At 59.7% G+C, this 21,388-nt stretch carries 23 protein-coding genes; 12 read left to right on the top strand and 11 right to left on the bottom strand.

Annotated features, from left to right (window positions below; translation table 11 throughout):
- Positions 1–64: 64 nt before the first annotated feature.
- The 5 genes from DA915_RS10290 (at position 65) to DA915_RS10310 (ending at position 5,143) form a co-directional block, all read left to right on the top strand.
- On the top strand, positions 65–475 hold the full coding sequence (locus tag DA915_RS10290; protein ID WP_107675765.1) for a carboxymuconolactone decarboxylase family protein: 411 nt from the start codon (positions 65–67) through the stop codon (positions 473–475).
- A 100-nt stretch (positions 476–575) separates the two neighbouring features.
- On the top strand, positions 576–3,050 hold the full coding sequence (locus tag DA915_RS10295; RefSeq protein ID WP_107675916.1) for an ATP-dependent helicase: 2,475 nt from the start codon (positions 576–578) through the stop codon (positions 3,048–3,050).
- 104 nt (positions 3,051–3,154) lie between these two features.
- Positions 3,155–3,967 carry a glycosyltransferase family 25 protein gene (locus DA915_RS10300; protein ID WP_004430821.1) on the top strand — a complete coding sequence of 271 codons (813 nt, stop codon included), beginning with the start codon at positions 3,155–3,157 and terminating at the stop codon, positions 3,965–3,967.
- A gap of 271 nt (positions 3,968–4,238) precedes the next feature.
- Positions 4,239–4,721, top strand: a complete 483-nt coding sequence (locus DA915_RS10305) for a DMT family transporter (RefSeq protein ID WP_020009321.1) — start codon at positions 4,239–4,241, stop codon at positions 4,719–4,721.
- Positions 4,718–5,143: a DMT family transporter gene (locus DA915_RS10310; protein ID WP_060727403.1), complete on the top strand. Its 426-nt coding sequence runs from the start codon at positions 4,718–4,720 to the stop codon at positions 5,141–5,143. The genes DA915_RS10305 and DA915_RS10310 overlap by 4 nt, the downstream gene beginning before the upstream one ends.
- Positions 5,144–5,206: 63 nt before the next feature.
- Here the strand turns inward: DA915_RS10310 and DA915_RS10315 are convergent, their stop codons facing one another.
- Complete coding sequence (locus tag DA915_RS10315) at positions 5,207–6,478, bottom strand: DUF2778 domain-containing protein (RefSeq protein ID WP_099086068.1); 1,272 nt, start codon at positions 6,476–6,478, stop codon at positions 5,207–5,209.
- A gap of 457 nt (positions 6,479–6,935) precedes the next feature.
- Here DA915_RS10315 and pncA point away from each other — a divergent pair, with 457 nt between their 5' ends.
- On the top strand, positions 6,936–7,562 hold the full coding sequence (gene pncA, locus DA915_RS10320) for a bifunctional nicotinamidase/pyrazinamidase (protein WP_107675766.1): 627 nt from the start codon (positions 6,936–6,938) through the stop codon (positions 7,560–7,562).
- A gap of 152 nt (positions 7,563–7,714) precedes the next feature.
- Here the strand turns inward: pncA and DA915_RS10330 are convergent, their stop codons facing one another.
- Positions 7,715–7,951, bottom strand: a complete 237-nt coding sequence (locus DA915_RS10330; protein WP_107675767.1) for a DUF2164 domain-containing protein — start codon at positions 7,949–7,951, stop codon at positions 7,715–7,717.
- A 179-nt stretch (positions 7,952–8,130) separates the two neighbouring features.
- Between DA915_RS10330 and DA915_RS10335 the strand changes: the two genes are divergently transcribed.
- Together DA915_RS10335 and DA915_RS10340 are read left to right on the top strand one after the other, a co-directional pair.
- Entirely contained in the window at positions 8,131–8,850 is a 720-nt protein-coding gene (locus DA915_RS10335; RefSeq protein ID WP_060725086.1) for an AzlC family ABC transporter permease, read from the top strand.
- Complete coding sequence (locus tag DA915_RS10340) at positions 8,847–9,161, top strand: AzlD family protein (RefSeq protein ID WP_004430802.1); 315 nt, start codon at positions 8,847–8,849, stop codon at positions 9,159–9,161. The genes DA915_RS10335 and DA915_RS10340 overlap by 4 nt, the downstream gene beginning before the upstream one ends.
- Here DA915_RS10340 and DA915_RS10345 read toward each other — a convergent pair.
- Positions 9,158–10,999, bottom strand: a complete 1,842-nt coding sequence (locus DA915_RS10345) for an aminopeptidase P family protein (RefSeq protein ID WP_107675768.1) — start codon at positions 10,997–10,999, stop codon at positions 9,158–9,160. The genes DA915_RS10340 and DA915_RS10345 overlap by 4 nt on opposite strands.
- Before the next feature lie 293 nt (positions 11,000–11,292).
- Between DA915_RS10345 and DA915_RS28875 the strand changes: the two genes are divergently transcribed.
- On the top strand, positions 11,293–11,466 hold the full coding sequence (locus DA915_RS28875; RefSeq protein ID WP_003522343.1) for a hypothetical protein: 174 nt from the start codon (positions 11,293–11,295) through the stop codon (positions 11,464–11,466).
- A 149-nt stretch (positions 11,467–11,615) separates the two neighbouring features.
- On the opposite strand, the gene DA915_RS10355 is transcribed toward DA915_RS28875, so the two are convergent.
- The 3 genes from DA915_RS10355 to DA915_RS10365 form a co-directional block, all read right to left on the bottom strand.
- Positions 11,616–12,494: a 50S ribosomal protein L11 methyltransferase gene (locus DA915_RS10355; protein WP_107675769.1), complete on the bottom strand. Its 879-nt coding sequence runs from the start codon at positions 12,492–12,494 to the stop codon at positions 11,616–11,618.
- 80 nt (positions 12,495–12,574) lie between these two features.
- Positions 12,575–13,183, bottom strand: a complete 609-nt coding sequence (sco, locus tag DA915_RS10360; protein ID WP_004430794.1) for a cytochrome oxidase assembly protein Sco — start codon at positions 13,181–13,183, stop codon at positions 12,575–12,577.
- Positions 13,184–13,323: 140 nt separating this feature from the next.
- Complete coding sequence (locus DA915_RS10365; RefSeq protein ID WP_223568009.1) at positions 13,324–13,620, bottom strand: hypothetical protein; 297 nt, start codon at positions 13,618–13,620, stop codon at positions 13,324–13,326.
- Positions 13,621–13,707: 87 nt separating this feature from the next.
- Here DA915_RS10365 and DA915_RS10370 point away from each other — a divergent pair, with 87 nt between their 5' ends.
- Positions 13,708–14,175, top strand: coding sequence for a chemotaxis protein CheW (locus DA915_RS10370; RefSeq protein ID WP_004430791.1), 468 nt, complete (start codon positions 13,708–13,710; stop codon positions 14,173–14,175).
- A gap of 36 nt (positions 14,176–14,211) precedes the next feature.
- Here the strand turns inward: DA915_RS10370 and DA915_RS10375 are convergent, their stop codons facing one another.
- The 3 genes from DA915_RS10375 to gcvA are packed head-to-tail and all read right to left on the bottom strand — an operon-like array spanning position 14,212 to position 16,304.
- Positions 14,212–14,703 carry a CreA family protein gene (locus tag DA915_RS10375; protein ID WP_099086063.1) on the bottom strand — a complete coding sequence of 164 codons (492 nt, stop codon included), beginning with the start codon at positions 14,701–14,703 and terminating at the stop codon, positions 14,212–14,214.
- A 46-nt stretch (positions 14,704–14,749) separates the two neighbouring features.
- Positions 14,750–15,358 carry a 3'-5' exonuclease gene (locus DA915_RS10380; protein WP_004430786.1) on the bottom strand — a complete coding sequence of 203 codons (609 nt, stop codon included), beginning with the start codon at positions 15,356–15,358 and terminating at the stop codon, positions 14,750–14,752.
- A 43-nt stretch (positions 15,359–15,401) separates the two neighbouring features.
- Positions 15,402–16,304 carry a transcriptional regulator GcvA gene (gcvA, locus tag DA915_RS10385; protein ID WP_107675770.1) on the bottom strand — a complete coding sequence of 301 codons (903 nt, stop codon included), beginning with the start codon at positions 16,302–16,304 and terminating at the stop codon, positions 15,402–15,404.
- Positions 16,305–16,501: 197 nt separating this feature from the next.
- Here gcvA and DA915_RS10390 point away from each other — a divergent pair, with 197 nt between their 5' ends.
- Entirely contained in the window at positions 16,502–17,431 is a 930-nt protein-coding gene (locus DA915_RS10390) for a DMT family transporter (protein WP_192886459.1), read from the top strand.
- A gap of 180 nt (positions 17,432–17,611) precedes the next feature.
- Entirely contained in the window at positions 17,612–18,145 is a 534-nt protein-coding gene (locus DA915_RS10395; protein ID WP_107675771.1) for a GNAT family N-acetyltransferase, read from the top strand.
- 6 nt (positions 18,146–18,151) lie between these two features.
- Here DA915_RS10395 and DA915_RS10400 read toward each other — a convergent pair whose 3' ends face one another.
- Positions 18,152–19,045, bottom strand: a complete 894-nt coding sequence (locus tag DA915_RS10400) for an aminoglycoside phosphotransferase family protein (RefSeq protein ID WP_107675772.1) — start codon at positions 19,043–19,045, stop codon at positions 18,152–18,154.
- A gap of 64 nt (positions 19,046–19,109) precedes the next feature.
- Positions 19,110–21,284 (bottom strand): NAD-dependent DNA ligase LigA, encoded by a 2,175-nt coding sequence (gene ligA / locus DA915_RS10405; protein ID WP_107675773.1) that lies wholly within the window; start codon positions 21,282–21,284, stop codon positions 19,110–19,112.
- Between the last annotated feature and the right edge of the window lie 104 nt (positions 21,285–21,388).

Here is a 21,388-nt window from a genome sequence, read left to right on the forward strand (position 1 = left end):
CATTTTTATCGCAAATATTCTTCAGCGCGGTAATCTGCCCCCAGGAAAAGAGCCGGAGGAAGCCATGAGCACCGTAACGAAAGTACAAAATCCCGAAGCCGATCCGCGCGTCAAGGCGGTATTTGACGACATCCGCACCACCCGCAAGTCGGACTTCATCAATAATATGTGGCTCTACCTCGCCTTCGATCCTGATCTTCTGGAAAAGACATGGGCCGAGGTCAAGGCGGTGATGGCGACACCTTCGGCGCTCGACCCCGTGGTCAAGGAAATGCTTTACATCGCGGTGTCCGTCACCAATGGCTGCTCCTATTGCGCCCATTCCCACACGGCCGCCGCCAAAGCCAAGGGCATGACCGGCGAGCAGCACGCCGATCTCCTGCGGGTCATCGCGCTTGCCGCCAAGACCAACCAGCTTGCGGTGGCGCTGCAAGTCCCGGTGGATGCCGCTTTTGATGCCGACAGTCAGGCATGAAGCAAAAAATGCCTTGGAATAGGCGTTTTGACCGATGATACCGGAATAAAAGCAGAACGCGGTTCTGGCCTTTATATCCCGAATCACTACATTGGGCCGCATGAGCAACAGTTTCGACGATATGCCGTTCTTCGATGAAGAACCCGTGACGCCGCGCAGAGCGACGAATAATGCAGGCGCGGAAAGCGCCGGCGGGCTCGGCATTGCCGCCCGCGCGATGGCTGCGCGCGATCAGACGCGTGCCGCGCCCGATTATCTTTCCGGCCTCAACCCGGAACAGCGCGATGCCGTGGAAACGCTTGACGGACCCGTTCTTGTCCTCGCGGGCGCCGGCACCGGCAAGACCCGCGTTCTGACGACCCGCATCGCCCATATTCTCGCAACCGGCCGTGCCTATCCCAGCCAGATCCTTGCCGTGACCTTCACCAACAAGGCGGCCCGCGAGATGAAGGAACGTATCGGCGTTCTGGTCGGCGGCGCTGTCGAGGGCATGCCCTGGCTTGGCACCTTCCATTCCATCGGCGTCAAGCTTCTGCGCCGCCATGCCGAACTCGTCGGCCTGAAATCGGATTTCACCATTCTCGATACGGACGACGTGGTGCGGCTGATCAAGCAGCTCATTCAGGCCGAAGGTCTCGATGACAAGCGCTGGCCGGCAAAGCAGTTCGCCGGCATGATCGACGGCTGGAAGAACAAGGGGCTGACGCCGCCGGATATTCCGGAGGGCGACAGCCGCGCTTTCGCCAATGGCAAGGGTCGCGAACTTTACACCGCCTATCAGAACCGCCTGAAAACACTGAACGCCTGCGACTTCGGCGATCTTCTGATGCACCCGATCAGCATCTTCCGCCGCCACACGGATATTCTGAAGGAGTATCACCAGAAGTTCCGTTACATTCTGGTGGACGAATATCAGGACACCAATACGGCGCAATATATGTGGTTGCGGCTTCTCGCGCAGCGCGCCAAGGACGAGCCGCAGAACGTCTGCTGCGTGGGTGACGATGACCAGTCGATCTATGGCTGGCGCGGCGCGGAAGTGGACAATATCCTCCGCTTCGACAAGGATTTTCCCGGTGCCAAGGTCATCAAGCTTGAACGCAACTACCGCTCCACCGAGCATATTCTCGGCGCAGCCGGGCATCTGATCGCCCATAATGAGGGCCGTCTCGGCAAGACGCTGTTCACCGAACGCAGCAGCCCTGACGATGAAAAGGTCGTGGTGCATGCCGCCTGGGATTCCGAGGAGGAAGCCCGCGCGGTCGGCGAGGAAATCGAACAGCTTCAGCGCAAGAACCACAAGCTGAACGACATGGCGATCCTCGTTCGCGCCTCCTTCCAGATGCGCGAATTCGAAGACCGTTTCGTGACGCTCGGCCTCAATTACCGCGTCATCGGCGGCCCACGCTTTTATGAGCGCCTCGAAATCCGCGACGCCATGGCCTATTTCCGCCTCGTCTGCCAACCGGCCGACGATCTCGCCTTCGAGCGGATCGTCAATACGCCGAAGCGCGGCCTCGGCGATACGACCATCCGCAACCTGCACGACTATGCCCGCGCCCGTGATATTCCGATGCTGGCGGCAGCCGCCGATATCATCGAGACCGACGAGCTGAAACCGAAGGCCCGTAAGGCGCTGTTCGATGTGGTGCAGGATTTCCGCCGCTGGCAGGGCCTGCTGGAAAACACCGAACACACCACGCTTGCCGAACAGATCCTCGACGAAAGCGGCTATACCGCCATGTGGCAGGCCGACAAGACGGCCGAAGCGCCCGGACGGCTGGAAAACCTAAAGGAACTCATCCGCTCGATGGAAGCCTTCGAGAGCATGCGCGGCTTCCTCGAGCATGTGGCGCTCGTCATGGATGCCGAGCAGAACGAAAATCTCGATGCCGTCTCCATCATGACGCTGCATTCCGCCAAGGGCCTGGAATTCGACACCGTCTTCCTGCCCGGCTGGGAGGAAGGCCTGTTCCCGCACCAGCGGGCTCTGGACGAAGGCGGTCGCTCCGGTCTGGAGGAAGAACGCCGCCTCGCCTATGTCGGCATCACACGCGCCAAGAAGCTCTGCCATATCTGGTTCGTCTCGAACCGGCGCATTCACGGGCTGTGGCAATCCACCCTGCCCTCGCGGTTCCTTGATGAACTGCCGTCGGCCCATGTGGATGTCGCGGCATCCGACAGCAATTACGGCGGTTATGGCGGACGCGGCGGCTACGGCCAGTCGCGCTTCGACAAGGCCGACCCCTTCACCAACAACTATTCCACCCCCGGCTGGAAGCGCGCGCAGCAGAACCGCAGCGACGCCACCCGCGACAATTGGGGCACCCGCTCCGGCCATGCGGTGGAACGCATCGGTTACGGCGAAAGCGGCCCGCGCACCCGTACGATAGAGGGCGAGCTGGTGGCGAAATCCGTCGCGGACAAGCCGTCGAAATTCTTTGTCGGCGACCGCGTTTTCCACCTCAAATTCGGCAACGGCAATATTTCCGCCATCGAAGGCAACAAGCTGACGATCGACTTCGATCGCGCCGGACAGAAGCGCGTGCTGGATGGATTTGTGGAAAAGGTTTGATTCGACAACTATGAGTGCCCGCAGACCGCTTTTTCCGTAGCCCACGTCATGCCGTTGCAATAAAGGAGTTGCAATGGGGATGTGAAAACCGGGTGAGGACTGCTTTGCATATATTACCGAAAAGCCAGCGCAAGCTTGCGGTTTTCCTGATCAACATGGACAGCGCCACCAAACGCCTCGCGGATATGAACGCACGCCTTGACGCCATGGGGCTGAAGGCGGAGCGCGTCCCCGGCGTCAATGGCAGGGAACTGAATTACCCGATCCCGGAATTCAGCGAGATTTCGTACATGCTCATGCATGGCCGCCGCACCTCGCCGCCGGAGATTGGCTGCTACCTCAGCCATGTCGCCTGCGCCCAAAAATTCATGGCGGGCGATGCCGATATAGCACTCATCCTTGAGGATGACGTGGTCTTCGATGATGATTTTCTCAACGCCATCGATGAGGCGGTGCTGAACGGCGGCGACTGGGATCTGCTGAGGCTGACAACGGTCAGCAATGGCCGGAAATTTCCGTTCCGCCCGCTTTCCAATGGTCGTTCGCTCGCCATTGCGATCACGCGGGAAAAAGGGTCGGGAGCCTATCTCGTCAACCGCCGCGCCGGAAAATGGATATCGAAACTGATCCCCATGCGGCTCGCCTATGACATCGCATTCGATCTGGAATATCTCGCGGGCCTCAAGGCGGCGTTCATCTACCCGCTTTGCGCCACGCAAGATGCGGACGGAGAAAGCCAGATCCAGAACAATCTGCGCATCTACCGCCTCCCGCGCTGGCGTTATTTCACCGTACTGCCCTATCGCGCCTTTCTGGAAACCAGTCGTTTCCTGCTGCGCGGCATCCGCTTCGTCATGGCGAAGGCGAAGGTGGCTATGGGAGGCGGCAAGGGCAAGACCGCTCCAGCCAGTCATTGAATTATCTGTCTTACACTTCGCCGGGCGTGAATCCGACAAGATAGACGGCCGCGACCACGGCTGCGAGAAGGAAAATCGAAACGACGAAAATCGTCATCCGGTTCAATGGTTTGCGCGTCGTTTTCTTCATGCTGCAATAATGCGCGGCAGGGTGGCTTGTTCCGCAACGCACAGGATAATGTCGCGTGAAGCAGCAAAGCGGCGCAATTCGATTCCGCTTCAGGCACATATCGGCTAAAGCTCGGGTTCCTCTTCAGCTTTCCGGCCCGCCATGACAGACACGACGCATCCACGCCTCAACCCGCTGCATCTTGCCGCCGCCTTCGCCAGCGGTTGCCTTTTGACATTGATGGTGCATTTCAACGGTCAGCTTGCCCATTACGGCAATGCGCTGTTTTCCTCCTGGACAGCGCATGGAACCGGCACGGTGGCCGCCCTGATTTATCTCGCCATCATGCGCCCGAAGAAAGATCCAGCAGCACCGGCAAAACCGAAAGCGCCGCTCTGGGCCTATTGCGGCGGGGTGGTGGGTGCCGCCATCGTCATCCTCACCTCCACCGCCGTCAATTCGCCGCTGGCGCTTTCCGGCACCATTGCGCTCGGGCTTGGCGGACAGGTGATCTTCAGCCTCCTGGCTGATCTTTTCGGCCTCTTCGGCCTGCCCAGAAGGAAGCCGGACCTGCGGGACATGGCAGCGGTGGCGCTGATCCTGTGCGGCAGCGCGCTTATCATCCTTGTGGGGAGAACGGCATGATACTCTGGATCGCCATGGCCTTTACCGGCGGCGTCTTCGTGGCGCTGAGCCGCCAGATCAATGGCCGCCTCAGCCTGTCGAACTCGCCGCTCATCGCCTCCTTCTGGAACCATATCGTCGGTTTTGGTGTGCTGACCGTCATCGGCCTTATCGTCGGCGGCCTCATTCCGCCGGGCGCGGCCGATGCGCCATGGCTCGCCTTTATCGGCGGCCCGATCGGCGTCGTCTTCATCGCTTCAGGAAGCTGGCTCATACCGCGCATCGGTGCGGTCAATACCGCCCTTCTGGTCATCAGCGGCCAGATGGTTTCAGGCGTGGTTCTTGATCTTTTCAGCGATCATCCGCCGAAAATCTGGGCAAGCGCACTTGGGATTCTGCTGATCCTGGCCGGCATGGTGCTGACACAGCGGCGCAGTCGCTAAAGTATTTTCAGTAGAAATGCGCAGCGTTTTTACGTCCGGAAAATGCGTAGAACTTAAGAAAGCTCAGGAGTCGCTGCCGCGCGAGAACATGCCGATCAGGGTCTTGCCGCCGCTTTTACCGCCGCTGCTGGCAAGTGTCGGCCGGTTACCGTTCAGTTTCGGCACCACCACCATGCGCTTGACTTCACCGCGCTTGAAGGCCGCAAGGAAGCGCGAATAGTCGCGGAACACAACGCAGCCGTTCGATTCACCGCGTTTTGCCAGCATATAGGTGTGCGCCAGAAGACCGTCGCGGCCGTGCGGGTTGACGCCGCTTTCCGGCGTCAGACGAATGGCTTCGACTCCGTGGAACCGCGCCTCGCGCATCGTCAGACGATAGCTGGAGGGCGGCGTCGAACCGCGCATTCTCACATGCACGTAATCGGGGTTGTCGCGCATCTTGCCGATGCCGGAATGCGCTTCCAGCTTCTCGCCGTTCGGCATATGCACGACACCGGAGGAAATATCATAGATCGCCGTTCCGTTGCCGCGATCCGGCCACGGAACCGCATCCATCTTGCTCGGCTCGCGTATCGGATTATCAGGCTTTGCAAAGGCGAGCATGGCGCCGGTGCTCTGCTTGGGCGGCGCAGGAGCGCGCAGGGGAACCGGCGCATCAAAAGCAGGCGCCGAAGCAACCTCGGCCCTGGACGGTGTGGCAGGACGAGGTGACGGCTCGACCGCCTGAGCCGTCGCGACTTCAGGACGGAAACTCGGCAGCGGCACATCATCGGGCAGCAGGCTGCTTGCTTCTTCCTCGATCTGCGGCCGCGCCAGCGCCACTTCAAATGCCGGATGCTGCGGAACGGCGCTCTGATAGGCGACCTCGGAGGTGCGTCCAAGCGCCGAATCGACGATTGCCGAAGGCTTGAGCGCGGCAAGTTCCTTAACGGTCGCCTGCCCTTTCGCGTTCGCTGCCGCGCCGAAGCGCTCGCCGAATTCCTTCGCACCAATCTCGGGCATGATGCCGGCAAGGCGAACAGCCTTCTGCTGGCCGTGGCTATGGTCGCTCAAACGGGAAAACTTGCGGATGTGAATATCTCGCGCGGCCGTGCGGACAATCGCCGTTTCAGCCGAATCGAGCCTCGTCACCAGGGTCTTTTCAAACTGTCCGACACCATGCGAGGCAGCGGCCATGCTATGCAGCGAGGCAAAGGCTGCGACTGCGAAAAGGCTGGCAAAAACGCCGCCGCCGAGAAGCGCGGACATCCGTCCGAGCGAAGAGGATTTGCCTCGCTTGGCGGAAGACGAACCGGCAAAGCCGGCACCATTATAGGCCGCAGCAGAAAACGCCATGATACTCGTTACTCGAACCGTTCACGCATACCCGGCCGACGCCGGAGGGATTTTGGGACATCCGAAGAGCGGGCAGACACCACGCCGGTTTCGGAATTGACTGGTTCGAAGCATGACGAATTATGGTAACCAAAGTGTTTACGAGTCCCTGCAAAAATATTTCGTTAAGGTCTGCGCATTGTAAGGCGAAGGCAAAACAATGACTTGCGCGGGTACTGCGTGCATCCGCACTGCCTCGTCCCGGGAAATACCCCTTAAAGGAGCGTCATCGGCCTAAAAATTTCCGTCGCCGCAATTGTCAGGTAAATTCCGACTTGGCCGGAAATTTGCTGCAAATGCGGCAGGACTGCGACAGGGCAAGTCCCTGCCGGAAACACCCATGCTTACCTGAGAAATCGAAAGGGGCTTGATCCGCCAAAGCCGGCTTGGCATCCTGCCCTCAAAAGGGAGGCACATCATGAAGGCGCTGCTGCTCATCGATATCCAGAACGGGTTTTGCCCGGGCGGCAATCTTGCCGTTGCCGATGGCGACCGGATCGTGCCCATCGCCAATGCCCTGATCGACAACGGCGGCTACGATCTCATCGTCGCCTCGCAGGACTGGCACCCGGAAAATCATGGCAGCTTCGCCTCGCAACATCCCGGCAAGAAACCCTTCGACATGGGCGAACTCTCCGGCAAACCGCAGATGATGTGGCCGGACCATTGCGTGCAGGGTACACCGGATGCGGAATTCCACCCTGATCTCAAGACGGAAACCTTCGATTACATCCAGCAGAAGGGCGAAAACCCCGCCGTCGACAGCTATTCCGCCTTTCGCGACAATGATCAGGGCGCGACGACGGGACTGGCCGACTATCTGAACCGCCAGGGTATCACGCAACTTGACGTCTGCGGCCTCGCCACCGATTACTGCGTCAGTTTTTCAGTGCTCGACGCCCTCGACATGCTGCCTGATGTGAAGGTGCGTTTCATCGAGGATGCCAGCCGCGGCATCGATCCGCAGGGCATCAAGGCCGCGATTACCACCATGCGGGAAAAGGGCGCAATCGTTCTCAAAAGCCGCGACATTCTGCGGGACTGAAGAACACTGGGCTTACCACTCTCCCTCATTCCTGTGCCCGTCACAGGAATCCAGCCGACGCGCGTCTGCGCGGCGAGAGAGTCTTTCCAGCCCAAGGACTTGGGCTGGCTGGATCCCTGTGACGAGCACAGGGATGAGGAAGGAGAGTGCCGTTACCGCGGCTTCGGTTTCTCCAGAACGTCGATATCGCCTGCTGCATCCTCAAGGCGTCTCAGGATCGCGGCATGCGCATCCCTGAGTCCCTCATTATAAAAAACATGCCCCAGCTCCTCTGCCAGAAAATCGACGAAGATCTCCGCCTGCAGATGGCCGATCTCGGTTTCGGTCTCACGGGCAAGATAATCCCTGATACGTCCGGCCAGCGCGGCCTTTTCCTGCTTTTCCAGCATCGATCTTCCATCGTCTGACTGTTGAGGTGCACGAGAAGACGGCGGTGAAGCCGGCCCGGCACCGGCCATATGGGGCGATACCGTAACGGAAGCTTCAAGTTAATCAATCGATCCATTCATGCAATTCGTTTGCCAGCCGGACGGGACGGCGATAGAGCGGCGGCAAGGAGTTTCCAGACATGTTCAATGCAGATTTTCGCGAGGGATTGAAGAGCGGTTTCCCGATCGCCCTCTCCGCCGCCCCCTTCGGTGCGCTGTTCGGCGCCGTCGCAGTCGATAACGGGCTGAGCGTCACCGAAGCCACGATCATGAGCGGCACCGTCTATGCGGGTGCAAGCCAGCTCGTTGGTATCGAACTGTTCGGCCAGAAGGTTGCCCCCTGGCTGATCGTTCTTTCCGTCTTCGCCGTCAATTTTCGCCATATCCTCTATTCGGCCGCCATTGCCCGGATGATCTCGAACTGGTCATTCCTGCAGAAGGCTGCTGGTTTCTTCGTGCTGGTGGATCCGCAATTCGCCGAATCGGTCAGGAAATACGAAAATACCGGCACGGTCGGCTTTTCCTGGTACATGGGCTTTGCCGCGCCCGTTTATGTGCTGTGGCTGGCCATGACCATTCTCGGCGCATCGCTCGGCAATATGGTCGGCGATCCGAAAGCCATTGGCCTCGATGTGCTGCTGCCGATCTATTTCATGGGCATGGTGCTGAGCTTCCGTCAGCGGGAGAATTTCTACCCTGTCATGCTGGCAAGCGCGGTTGGCGCAACGGTTGCCTATCACATCGTCGGCTCCCCGTGGCATGTGAGCCTCGGCGCGGTCGCCGGAATTCTCGTTGCGGTCCTTTATCCGCCGAAACCGAACGGCGCATCGAATTCTGAAAACGGGGTGGAAACGCCATGAGCGACATGCTGCACGCCGATACGCTGATCCTGATCGCGCTCGCCGCCATCGCCACCTACCTCACCCGCATCGGCGGCTATGTTCTGATGACGCGGATGAAATCCATCCCGCCACGCATGGAGGCGGGGCTGAACGCCGTTCCCGTGGCGGTTTTGACCACGCTCGTCGCACCCGCCTTTTTTGAAGGCGGATACGAGGTCAAGATCGGCATGGTGGCCGCCCTGCTGGTCTGCCTGCGGTTTCCCGGCCTGACGATGCTGGCCGTCGGCTGGGCCATCGTCATCGCCATCAGGCATTTCGGGCTGCTTTAAGCGACCCGCTCCAATGGCCTCGTGGCGGCAACGAGCCACGTCTTAACCTCCTCGTCGGTGATCAAGGGAGAAAGCTTCTCCAGAACCCCGGCGTGATAAGTGTTCAACCAGTCGAGTTCTTCGTCGGTCAGGAGAGCGGTGACCACCAGCCTGCGGTCGATGGGGCACCATGTCAGCGTCTCGAAGGAGAACATCGGCTGGTCGCCGCCGGAGACCTCTTCCGCCTCGCGCACATAGATGAGGTTCTCGATGCGGATGCCAAAAGCGCCGGGCCGGTAATAGCCCGGCTCGTTCGACAGGATCATGCCGGACAGCAGTTCCTGCGTCGAAAGCCTTGAGATACGCTGCGGCCCCTCATGCACCGAAAGATAGGAGCCGACGCCGTGGCCGGTGCCATGGGCGTAATCCGCTCCCGCCTTCCAGAGCGCGATGCGCGCCAGCGGGTCGAGATCGCAACCACGCGTTCCCTTGGGAAACCGTGCGATGCTGATGCCGATCATGCCCTTCAGCACCAATGTGAAGAAACGCTTCTGCTCTTCCGGAACGGCGCCGATCGCAACCGTGCGGGTGATGTCAGTGGTGCCGTTGACATATTGCGCACCGGAATCGACGAGGAACATCTCCCCATCCGCAAGTGTGCGGTCCGTATCCGTCGTGACGCGGTAATGGATGATGGCGGCATGTTCGCCGGCACCTGAAATCGTGTCGAAAGATACGTCCTTGAGCGGGTTTTGCAGCCCCTGCCCCACCTTGACCCGAGCGGCCTCGAGCGCCCTGACGGCGGCAATTTCGGTGACGCTGCCGGGCTGCTGGCGGTCCAGCCAGCAGAGATATTCGACCATGGCCGCCCCATCCTGCACATGAGCGGCTGCCGAGCCGGCCAGTTCCGCCCTGTTCTTGCGCGCGCGCGGCAAGCGGACAGGATCAGCCTCCTCGATCAGGGTGCCGCCCGCCGCGGCAATCGCGCCGGTCAGCGCCACCGGCGTCAGATCGGCATCGACCATAACCCGGCCCTTGGCGCTAGCAATGGCGTGCAGGCGGTCGGCGATTTTCGACGGCGGCAATTGTGTCGCGAGCTGCGCCAGATAAGCCTCGACCTCAATGCCGGTCTTGCGCTTGTCGAGAAAAATATCCGCCCTGCCATCCGCATAGATGATGGCGCGCGCGAGCGGATGCGGCGTATGCGGCACGTCGTTGCCGCGAACGTTGAAAATCCAGGCAATGGACGACGGATCGGTAACCAGCAGGGCATCTGCGCCCTTTGCCGAGACCGTTTCCGCCAGCGAGGCGATCTTTTCCTTCGCCAGCTTGCCGGTAAAGGCCTCGGGCTGGATAACGACGGGCTCCAGCGGCTCGGATGGACGGTCCTGCCACAGGGCATCAAGCGGGTTCTTTTCCAGGAGAACGACCGAACCGCCTTTGCCGGCAAGCACCTTTTCCAGCCGCTTCAACTCCGCGCCGGTGTGCAGCCACGGATCGATGCCGAGCCGGAAACCCTGTGGGGCATGTTCGGCAAGCCAGACGGAGGGCGGCGCGCCAACCAGATCGCCGCCGCTGAAGATCGATTGATCGACCTGCGACTTGAGTTGCGTTGTGTAACGGCCATCGACAAAAACCACCGCCTCCGCGCGCGTCACCAGCGCAATGCCGGCGGAACCGGTAAAGCCGGTCAGCCATGAGAGGCGCTCGGCGCACTCAGGCACATATTCTCCCTGATATTCATCGGCGCGCGGCACCAGAAAACCGTCGATGCCGAGGGCGTCGAAACTGGCGCGCAGCGCCTCGACACGGGCCTTGCCGAATTGCGGCGCGGATTTGTTTTCGAAGGTCTGGAACATGAGCGTCTTTCGGGAACTGTCATGAGAAAAACTGTATGATCGCGCCATCAAATCGTTGGCGCGGCACGACAATGCCATGCGGACAAAGCCGGTTTCAAGCCATATATGACAGAGCGGATTGCGGCGATAAATTGTGCATATTTTGCGAAATAAGTAATACTCAAGGCGATATGACATGCAAAATACGCATATCTACCCTGAGATATCTCCTCTAACCAAACGAAAACACATCGCTTATCTTCAGGGCAACACAGCGAGAGAGACACTCTTCTGGCAAACAAGGATTTGAAGCAATGGCAAAATCTTTCCTCCGTACCGCCTTCGATCGCGTCGTTGAAGCACGCGAGCGTCAGGTCAGCCGTCATGTCAACGCCGCCCTTCTGAACCTCGACGACAAGTCGCTCGAAGCGCTCGGCATGAACCGCGCCGATCTGCGTCGCAAGGCAAAGTCCAGCTACGTATTCTGATAATGTCCGGTGCGGAGATCCTCCCTCCGCCGCGCCGAACAGGAATACGTCGACCCGCTTGAGCAAACTCCTCCCATCTGCTCGCGGGTTTCCAGGCGGCGCGAAAGCGCCGCCTTTTCTTTTACCCCGAAAGGGATGCTGGGGAAGCTTCAGTCCTTGCGCAGGTGCAGCGTCACCCAGCCATTACGCCAGATCGTGCGGACATGGGAAAGCCGCGCGCCATTATAGGCGGAAAGCACCTTCCAACGCTGTGACGCCAGAATGCCCGACAGGATGACGGTGCCCCCGGGCGCCAGATGCGTGACGAGCTGCGGCGCCATCTTGATGAGCGGCCGCGCCAGAATATTGGCAATGATGAGATCGAACGGGCCATGCTTGCGGAAAGCGTCCGAGTGGAAACCCGGCGCGGTCTCCAGCGCCAGCCCGGAGACGATACCGTTCAGCCGCACATTCTCCTTCGCCACCTTCACGGCGATGGGATCGATGTCTGTCGCAAGCACGGGAATAGGACGCATCTTGCGTACAGCAATCGCCAGAACGCCGCTGCCGGTGCCGAGATCCAGCGCATTGCGCACCGTCCTCGCCCGCAGAACTTCCTCGATCATCTCAAGGCAACCTGCCGTCGTGCCATGATGGCCCGTGCCGAAAGCCTGCCCCGCCTCGATTTCGATTGCCAGATCGTTCGCCTGCACCTTATCGCGATCATGGGCGCCATACACGATGAAGCGCCCTGCCCTGACCGGCTTCAGCCCCTCGAGCGACTTGGCGATCCAGTCAACGTCAGGAACGGTCTCCTTCTCGATGACGAGATCGGGAAAGGCAGGAGCAAGCAGCGCGCTGACACGCTCGCGGAACTCTTCTTCCTGTTCAGCCATCAGATAAACCGAGGCTTCCCAGATATCGCGCTTTTCATCCACCTCGGTGGTGGCAATCGCGACATCCTCCTCGCCGAAATAGTCCGACATGAGATCGAGGATTTCACCCGCCTGGATTTCGGTCGTGGTGACGTAAAGTCGGATTTCGCTCACGGCGGGCTGCTTTCTCTGGCTAATAGTTCTGTGTCTGCCTTTGCCACAAAACCGCAGTCAGTCCAATAAGCCGCGCGTAATTAAACCTTCGTACCCTTCAGAAGATTCTGAAGTTTCTGCTCGGCGACATCGGGATTTTCACCATAGGCAATCGTCCCCGCAAAGCGGCCATTGGCATCGAGCAGGATGACGGACGCCGTGTGATCCATAGTGTAATCGCCATTCGGATCCTTCTCGTCCACCGGCACCTTCTTGGCATAGATGCGGTAGCCCTTCAGCGTCTCGGCAATCTTGTCGGCCGGACCGGTGATGCCCGTGATCCGCTTCGAGACGTTGGAAACATATTGCTGCATGATCTCAGGCGTATCGCGCTCGGGATCGACGGAGACGAAATAGGCCTGCAGCTTGTCGCCGGCCGGGTCCACCTTCTCCATCCAGCCGTTCAGCTCGAACAGGGTTGTAGGGCAGACCTCCGGGCAATGGGTGAAACCGAAGAACAGCGCTGTCGGCTTGCCCTGAAAGGCTTTTTCGGTAATCGGCTGGCCGGTTTGCGCCGTCAGTTCGAACGGCACGCCATAGGCCGTCTCCACCATCTGCTCCCGGGTTTTCGTCATTTCGATCGTCAACCAGCTGACGACACCGGCGAGAACGAGCACGACGGCCCACAATACGATGCGAATATTTCTCATTTTCCAATCCTACCCCGAAAGCCGGCGGCATATCGCAGGCTCTGGCAGACAGATAACGAAAGGCGGTGGCGACGGCAAATCAACTGGGCGTATTTGAGCCGACCGCGCTGATTTGTCACAAATCCGCAGCCGGAAAAACTTTAGAGGCACCAGGCGATGCCGCTCTGCACCGTAGACAGGAAAATATCCGTGCCGTGCCGCACCCAGCCGTCAAAGGCAAGAAGCACGATGGCAAGCGAGGCCACAGCCGCAAGACTTGCCAGAATAAACTTCAGCGGATGGGAAACGAGCGCGTTCATATGCCTATCATAGCCTGTTTGCGTGAGCGCGAAAACCGCCAAAATACTGGGTTTTGCCGGCAGGCGCGGGGCAATTGTTAGGGAAAGTTTAAAATCTTGCTGTGCATTATGACCATAGCGGTTTTTAAGCCTCGACATGATGTCTCCCGGTCCATTCTCCGGCTACCGCATAAAGCTCAATCCTGCGCGGGCCTGTTAGAGAGCCATCAGAGGAAACCTGCCGTCATGTCCAACGCCATCAAGCAATCCGGCGCATATCTCGAAATCGTTTCCTTCCATCTGAGCGATCAGGAATTCTGCATCGACATCATGGCGATCCGCGAAATCCGCGGCTGGGCGCCGGTTACCCCGATGCCGCACACCCCGCCCTATGTTCTCGGCCTCATCAACCTGCGCGGCGCCGTCATTCCCGTCATCGACATGGCCGGCCGCCTTGGCATGAAAATGACCGAGCCCTCCGAACGCTCCGCCATCATCGTCACCGATATCGGCGGCAAGCTGGTTGGCCTTCTGGTGGAGCAGGTCTCCGACATGATGACCATCCGCTCCGAAGACCTGCAGCCCGCACCCGATATCATTCCGGAAGAGCAGCGCAGCTTCTGCCGCGGCATCGTCGCGCTGGAAAAGAGCATGGTCTGCTTCCTCAACCTCGACACGGTCATTGCCGACGAGCTGGCGCGCGAAGCAGCCTGATCCAGGCATCTATAACGCAATTGCGGGGGGCGAGCCTTACGGCTTGCCCTTTTCCCATGTGACCTGCTGGTTATAGAGCGGCACCGTGGAAATCGCCATCTTGGCCGAACCGTCAGTCAGCTCCCGTGCATGCACCAGATAGATAAGCGTGTCATTGGCCTTGTCGTAGACGCGGCTGACGACCAGCTTCTTCCAGACCAGCGACATGCCCTGCCGGAACACCTCTTCCCCGCCCTTCGAGAGATCGATATCGCCGATCTCCACCGGCCCCGTCTGGCTGCAGGAAATGGCATTGTTTGATGGGTCTTCAAACCAATTGCCGTTCTTCAGCCGGTCGATGACGCCGCGCTCGAAATAGGTCACATGGCAGGTCACGCCCTTGATCTTCGGATCGGCAATCGCCTCGATGACGATGTCGTTGCCGATCCAGTCGACGCCAACCTCACCCACGACCTGCGAATGCGCGGCAGTGACCGGAAGCAATGCCAGAAAGCCCGCAAACAAACCCGACAGAGTTTTCGTCGTCATCGCATCTTCTCCGTTACGCTGCTTCAAACATAAGTGCGCGGAACGGTTACGCAACCCGGGAGACGGCGCGTTTTTTCATGCTGCAGGGCTGGTAACCGGTGGAGGTGAGACGGCCTGCGACCATGCCGATCTTTTCCGGCAGGTCGCGAACATGGGTGACGCGCAGCGCCTTGGCCGCCGCAATCGACGCTGCCGCGCAGACAACGGCATCTTCGGCGGCATTATGGTGCACGAAACGCAGCTGGAGGTGATGGGCAATGACATTCAGCTTGTGCGATTCCAGCTGCGGCCAGACGTGCCGGGCGATCTTTACGCTGCACAGATAAGAAAGATCGGGATAGGACTGCCGGTACTTGTCGAACGACGCCCGCATGACACTGAAATCGAAGGCGGCATTATGGGCGATCATCGTCGCACCGTGGAAGTCGTCGATGAACTCCTCCATCACCTCAGGGAATTCCGGCGCGTCCTCGACATCGGCAGGCCGAATCCCGTGGACGGCGATGTTGAAGGGCGAAAACCGCATGTCCTTCGGCCGGATGAGACGCTCCTCGACGCGAACGATCTCGCCGCCCTCTATCCACGCAAGCCCGACGGAGCAGGCGCTGCCCCGCTCCTCATTGGCGGTCTCGAAATCGATGGCGATGGTTTTCAAGAGTGATTCCCGTTGTTTCATTCCGGCATAAACCGGATTGACCTCAAAGAGAACCGGCCTCGGCTGAACGCGCTTCCGAAAGCATCCAGTCGATGAGCGTCACCAGATCGGGATTATCGAGCATACGCCTGGGATAAACGAGGAAATAGGCAAGCGTGCTGGCCATGTCCTTGCCGAAGGGGGCGATCAATGCGCCTTCCGCAAGCTCGCGGGAAACGAGCGAACGCCGGGTCAGCGCAATGCCGTGCCCGGCCTTGGCCGCATCAAGCGCGCCGTTGCTGTCGATGAAGACGGTACCGCCGGAGGCGTCGACATCGCGCGCGCCCGCCGCTTCCAGCCAGCGCCGCCATTCATTGCGGTTTTCATCGTGTAGCAGCGGAACGGACTTCAGATCACCCGCCTCCTGAAGCGGCCCATATTTTTCAAGAAGCTGCGGCGAGCAGACCGGCAGCGTGCTGTCATCAATGAAGCGGATACTCTCAAGCCCTTCATACCGGCCAAAACCATGCCGCACCGCCAGATCGACGTCGTCCCTTGAAAAATCCACCAATCGGTTCGTCACGCTGATGCGGGCATCCACATGCGGGTGTCGCTGCTGGAAGGCCGGCAATCGCGGCATTAGCCATTGCACGGCGAAAGTCGGGGTGCAGCTAAGCGTCAGAACGGTGATCTCAGATCGCGCCGTCAGTTCCGCCGTCGCCTCGCGCATCATCCGGAAGGCAGTGCGAAGCGCGCCGTAATAACGTTCCCCTTCACGCGTCAGCTGGATGCTGCGCGGTTTGCGGGAAAAAAGCTGCACACCAAGCCGCGCCTCCAGCTCCCGGATTTGCAGGCTAACCGCGCCGGGCGTGACATTCAGCTCATTGGAGGCAAGCGTGACGCTGCGATACCGCGCTGCGGCCTCGAAGGCCTGCAGTCCTTTCAGAGAAGGAAGTTCGGCTGCCATGATTTAGCTCACCTCAACTATCGCACGAGAAACAATCGTTTGAAAACACCATAAAACAGGGAGTAAATAGACGCAACAAGACCTGAAATGCAGTGAAAGCGACCCGTCTCCGATTTGAGCTAAACTCAACCGATATCGGGTGGATGGCGGCGATCCCGTCTGCGATCATGTCGATGCTCATGCTTTGGGAGATGATGATGGCGATACAGAAACAGATGGATGCCGGTGAATGGGCGATGCTTGTCGCGCTTTCGCTCCTGTGGGGCGGATCGTTCTTTTTCATCGGTGTCGCGGTCAAGGAATTGCCGCCGGTCACCATCGTTACGCTGCGGGTCACCCTTGCCGCCACAGCGCTTCTGATCGTCTGCCGCATCATGGGCCTTCGCCTGCCGCGCGAAGGGGCAGTGTGGCGTGCGTTTTTCGGCATGGGCCTGCTGAATAACATCATTCCCTTCTGCCTGATCGTCTGGGGTCAGACCCATATTGCCAGCGGGCTTGCCTCGATCCTCAATGCCACGACGCCCCTCTTCACCGTCATCGTCGCGCACTTTCTGACCGCCGACGAGAAGATGACCGGCAACAAGCTCACTGGCGTTCTGATCGGCTTTGCCGGCGTGGCGACCATGATCGGCCCGGCCGCCTTTACCGGCTCATCAGGTCTCTGGGGCCAGATCGCCATTCTTGGCGCCGCCGTCTCCTATGCCTTTGCCGGCATTTTCGGCCGCCGCTTCAAGGCCATGGGCGTGCCGCCGCTGATGACCGCCACCGGCCAGATTTCCTCTTCAACACTGATGCTGATCCCGGCCGCCCTTCTCATCGATAAGCCTTGGACACTCGCCATGCCTAGCCTCGGCACCTGGGGCGCGCTGATCGGCATCGCCCTCCTGTCGACAGCGCTCGCTTACCTCATCTTCTTCCGTATTCTTGCCAGCGCCGGCGCCACCAATCTTGCCCTCGTCACTTTCCTCATCCCGGTCAGCGCCATCCTGCTCGGTTCGCTGCTTCTCGGGGAACAACTGGAAATGAAGCATTTCGCCGGCATGGCAATGATCGCCGCCGGTCTTGCAGCGATCGACGGCAGGTTGCCGGCAAAACTCAGAAGCCTGCTACGCAACGCACCGGCTTGACAGAGCTACACGGCAAAAGCATTCTGCGCGCATGATCGCGAAACAGAACACCACCCGTCGCCATACCATCACCGGCCACCCGGCAGGGAAAGGTATGTCGTCGCTTTAAGCGATCCATTTCCACCCTGCCATTAGAGCAGGGTTCGCAAGCCTGCTCCCATACGCCCCAAGGAGACAGGCATGCAGAACGTGAAATTTGCCGATAATGAAGATAATCAGTTCCAGTTACGCGACATCCTCCTGCGCGCACCGCGCCTGGATGATGCCGAAGCCCTGACCGAACTGTTCAACCTGCCGGGCGTCCGTCACGGCACGCTGCGGCAACCCTTCCAATCTGTGGAAAAGACCAGGAAGGCAATGGAGAACCGCGGTCCGAACGATATTTCGATCATAGGCGAATGGCGCGGAAAGATCGTCGCCAATGGCGGGCTGTTTCGCAGGGCGGGACGACAGGCCCATATCGCCGACCTGGCGATCAGCGTTCACGACGATCTCGCGGGAAAAGGGGTGGGGTCGCACCTTCTTGGGGCGCTGATCGACACAGCGGATAACTGGCACGATATCCGCCGCATCGAGCTCAACGTCTTCACCGACAATCTCCCGGCAATCCGGCTCTACGAGAAATTCGGTTTCGAGCGCGAGGGCACCCTGCGCAACGATGCCTATCGTGATGGAAAATACGTCGATGCCCATGTGATGGCACGACTTCGATAGGCGCTTTCAGTGTAGAAGGTGGTCCGCAAACACTTCCCGAATGGTCCGTCGCGACCATTCGGCCATTCTTTCGTTCCGCCCGCGCTCGGCATCCAGCACGATCAACGCCTTCCACAGCGCCCAGCCGCGCCCGCGCTGCCATGTGGCATCATCAAGCTCCAGCGCCTGACGAAAAACGGCGCGGCTCTCGGTATTGAGCACATTCCAGGCGAGAATGAGATCGGAAGATGGATCGCCAACGCCGGAACTGCCGAAATCGATGACGGCTGAAAGGCGGCCGTTCTGCACCAGCAGATTGCCCTCGGCAATGTCGCCATGCACCCAGACACCCTGCCCCTGCCAGCGGCTGGAAAGCGCCAGCTGCCAGATCTCCATGGCCAGCGCATGATCCACCTCATCGGCAAGGCGTGCTGCCGAGGCCCGCGCCTCCCCGTCATAGACCGAGAGGGACCCGCCGCGATGAAAGTTATGCGCGCCCGCGCGTGGGCCATCCGAAGCATCCACGCCGTGCAATGTTTTCAAAAACGCGGCAATATCAATAGCGACAGTCGAAAGATCGACGCGCTCCAGATGCCGTGCGAGAGGTTCGCCCTCAAGCCAGCGATAGACGGACCAGCAGAACGGATAGCCTTCTCCCGGCTGCCCCAGCGCCAATGGTGCAGGGATCGGAAAAGGCAGGAGCGGTGTAAGCGCCGGCAGCCACCGGTGCTCCTTTTCCACCTGCGCAACATACCGGGCGGCACTTGGCATGCGGATCAGCATGTCGCCACCAAGGCGAAAGCTGCGATTGTCCCAGCCGCTCAGTTCCACCGGCCGGACCTCGAGATCGGCCCATTGCGGAAACTGGTTGGCGACCAGCGCCCGGACCTGCTGTGTGGTGACGACGATGCGGTCATCCATGCTGTGCTCTCCGTCTCAGGCGCAAAGCTTTAGCGGCAGAGGACAACATTGCCATGACGGCGCATCAGCCGCCGATCAGCGCCAGCCACTCGTCTTCATCCATGGTCTGAACACCCAGTTCCGCCGCTTTGGCAAGCTTGGAACCGGCTCCCGGTCCTGCGACCAGAATATCGGTCTTTTTCGAGACGGAACCCGCAACCTTGGCGCCGAGGCTTTCGGCCCGGGCCTTAGCCTCATCGCGGGTGAACTTTTCCAGCGAACCGGTAAACACAACCGTCTTGCCTGCCACCGGGCTGCCTTCGGTAGAGGGCTTTTCGGCCTCCTTCGGGCGAAGCTCCCGTATCAGACGGTCGATGACATCGAGATTGCGCGGTTCCTTGTAGAACTCGATGATGGCGCGGGCCACCACCTCGCCAATGCCGTCGATGCTGTTGAGTTCGGCCCAGGCATCGCTCGCCAGATCGGCCGCCGCCTTCATGCTCTCTTCGAAATGTTCGTAAGTGCCATAGGATCGCGCCAGAAGCTTCGCCGTGGTCTCGCCCACATGACGAATACCGAGCGCGAAGATCAGCCGGTGCAGATCGATCTCGCGGCGGGCGTCGATGGCATCGAACAGCTTCCTGACGCTGACCTTGCCGAAGCCGTCGATATTCTCGAGCTTGGTGAGGTGAGAGCCTTCCTGCCGCGCCTTCAGCGTGAAAATATCAGGCGCGGTCTTGATCGAGAGCGCCGGATCGTCGCTTTCGAAGAAGAAGTCTATCTGCTTGGTGCCGAGCCCTTCGATATCGAAGGCATTGCGCGAGACGAAATGTTTCAGGTGCTCCACCGCCTGCGCCCGGCACACAAAACCGCCGGTGCAACGTGTGACCGAGTCGAGCTTGCCGGTCTTTTCATTGCGCTCCCGCACCGCATGGCTGCCGCAGACCGGACATTTCTCCGGGAAGGCATATTTCGCCGCCTCGGCGGGGCGCTTCTCCAACAGCACATCCAGAACCTGCGGAATGACATCACCGGCGCGCTGCACAATGACCGTATCGCCAATGCGGATATCGTGATCCTCCGGGCGGATGCGCTCGCCGCCATTGCCGATACCTTCGATATAATCGGCATTATGCAGCGTCGCATTGGTGACAACGACACCGCCGACGGTGATCGGGGTGAGACGCGCGACCGGCGTCAAGGCGCCGGTACGTCCCACCTGAATTTCAATGTTCTCAACCGTGGTGAAGGCCTGTTCGGCCGGAAACTTGTGCGCGGTCGCCCAGCGCGGGCTGCGCGAGCGGAAGCCGAGTCTTTCCTGAAGGTCGAGCCGGTCGACCTTATAGACCACACCGTCGATATCATAATCGAGATCAGGCCGCGCAACGCCGATTTCATTATAATGTTCAAGCAATTGCTGGGCGGAGGTGAATCGCTTCATCAGCGGATTGACCGGGAAGCCCCATTCCCTGAACTTCTCGACGATGCCGTATTGCGTATCGGCAATCCGCGTCGGCTGGCCGCCATTCGAAACCTCACCCAGGGCATAGGCAAAGAACCTGAGTTTGCGTTTCGCTGTCACATTGGCGTCGAGCTGGCGCAGCGAACCGGATGCCGTGTTGCGCGGGTTCACATAGGTCTGCTTGCCTTCGGCCTCCATCTGGGCGTTGAGCGCCATGAAGTCGCTCTTGGCCATATAGACCTCACCACGAACCTCCACCACATCGGGCGCGTCCGAAGGCAGCTCGTTCGGGATTTCCTTGATGGTCCTGATATTGGCGGTGACGTTTTCGCCCGTCGTGCCGTCACCACGCGTCGCCGCGGTCTTCAGCCTGCGGTTCTCGTAGCGGATCGACATGGAAAGCCCGTCGATCTTCGGCTCGGCGGTAAAGGCGATGGAATCATCAGGCAGATGCCCGAGGAAGCGATAGACGGAACTCACGAAATCCCGCAAATCCTCTTCCGAAAACGTATTGTCGAGCGACAGCATCGGCCGCGCATGCACGATTGGCGCAAAGGTCGGAAGCGGCGCGAAGCCGACTTTCTTCGATGGGCTATCGGCCCGCACCAGCGCTGGAAAAGCCGTCTCGATGGCATCGTTGCGCCGCTTCAGCGCATCATAATCGGCGTCCGAAATCTCCGGCGCGTCCTTGCCGTGATAAAGGGCGTCATGGCGAGCAAGCTCGGCCGCCAGAAATGCGAGCTCGGAAGAGGCTTCAAGCTCGGTGAGGTTTTCGACGGATTTCTGGTCTTTCGACATGACGGCCTCTTTTCGGAATTACCGAACGCTTTTAGCCGAAATAACAAACATTAAAAACAGTTTTGCCGCTGGACTCACAACGCCGAAAGGCGCTCCAACGGCAT

Origin of the sequence: Agrobacterium sp. LAD9 (assembly GCF_003031125.1) — a bacterium.
GTDB classification, from domain to species: domain Bacteria; phylum Pseudomonadota; class Alphaproteobacteria; order Rhizobiales; family Rhizobiaceae; genus Agrobacterium; species Agrobacterium radiobacter.

What these genes read in the sequence shown, in the direction of transcription:
- DA915_RS10290 (WP_107675765.1), top strand. Translation starts at nt 65, where the DNA reads ATGAGCACCGTAACGAAAGTACAAAATCCCGAAGCCGATCCGCGCGTC.
- ligA (WP_107675773.1), bottom strand. Translation starts at nt 21,284, where the DNA reads ATGTCGAAAGACCAGAAATCCGTCGAAAACCTCACCGAGCTTGAAGCC.
- DA915_RS10335 (WP_060725086.1), top strand. Translation starts at nt 8,131, where the DNA reads ATGTTCAATGCAGATTTTCGCGAGGGATTGAAGAGCGGTTTCCCGATC.
- DA915_RS10345 (WP_107675768.1), bottom strand. Translation starts at nt 10,999, where the DNA reads ATGTTCCAGACCTTCGAAAACAAATCCGCGCCGCAATTCGGCAAGGCC.
- DA915_RS10370 (WP_004430791.1), top strand. Translation starts at nt 13,708, where the DNA reads ATGTCCAACGCCATCAAGCAATCCGGCGCATATCTCGAAATCGTTTCC.
- DA915_RS10310 (WP_060727403.1), top strand. Translation starts at nt 4,718, where the DNA reads ATGATACTCTGGATCGCCATGGCCTTTACCGGCGGCGTCTTCGTGGCG.
- DA915_RS10395 (WP_107675771.1), top strand. Translation starts at nt 17,612, where the DNA reads ATGCAGAACGTGAAATTTGCCGATAATGAAGATAATCAGTTCCAGTTA.
- DA915_RS10375 (WP_099086063.1), bottom strand. Translation starts at nt 14,703, where the DNA reads ATGACGACGAAAACTCTGTCGGGTTTGTTTGCGGGCTTTCTGGCATTG.
- DA915_RS10390 (WP_192886459.1), top strand. Translation starts at nt 16,502, where the DNA reads ATGGCGATACAGAAACAGATGGATGCCGGTGAATGGGCGATGCTTGTC.
- DA915_RS10330 (WP_107675767.1), bottom strand. Translation starts at nt 7,951, where the DNA reads ATGCTGGAAAAGCAGGAAAAGGCCGCGCTGGCCGGACGTATCAGGGAT.
- gcvA (WP_107675770.1), bottom strand. Translation starts at nt 16,304, where the DNA reads ATGGCAGCCGAACTTCCTTCTCTGAAAGGACTGCAGGCCTTCGAGGCC.
- DA915_RS10365 (WP_223568009.1), bottom strand. Translation starts at nt 13,620, where the DNA reads ATGTCGAGGCTTAAAAACCGCTATGGTCATAATGCACAGCAAGATTTT.
- pncA (WP_107675766.1), top strand. Translation starts at nt 6,936, where the DNA reads ATGAAGGCGCTGCTGCTCATCGATATCCAGAACGGGTTTTGCCCGGGC.
- DA915_RS10295 (WP_107675916.1), top strand. Translation starts at nt 576, where the DNA reads ATGAGCAACAGTTTCGACGATATGCCGTTCTTCGATGAAGAACCCGTG.
- DA915_RS10400 (WP_107675772.1), bottom strand. Translation starts at nt 19,045, where the DNA reads ATGGATGACCGCATCGTCGTCACCACACAGCAGGTCCGGGCGCTGGTC.
- DA915_RS10315 (WP_099086068.1), bottom strand. Translation starts at nt 6,478, where the DNA reads ATGGCGTTTTCTGCTGCGGCCTATAATGGTGCCGGCTTTGCCGGTTCG.
- DA915_RS10305 (WP_020009321.1), top strand. Translation starts at nt 4,239, where the DNA reads ATGACAGACACGACGCATCCACGCCTCAACCCGCTGCATCTTGCCGCC.
- DA915_RS10340 (WP_004430802.1), top strand. Translation starts at nt 8,847, where the DNA reads ATGAGCGACATGCTGCACGCCGATACGCTGATCCTGATCGCGCTCGCC.
- DA915_RS28875 (WP_003522343.1), top strand. Translation starts at nt 11,293, where the DNA reads ATGGCAAAATCTTTCCTCCGTACCGCCTTCGATCGCGTCGTTGAAGCA.
- sco (WP_004430794.1), bottom strand. Translation starts at nt 13,183, where the DNA reads ATGAGAAATATTCGCATCGTATTGTGGGCCGTCGTGCTCGTTCTCGCC.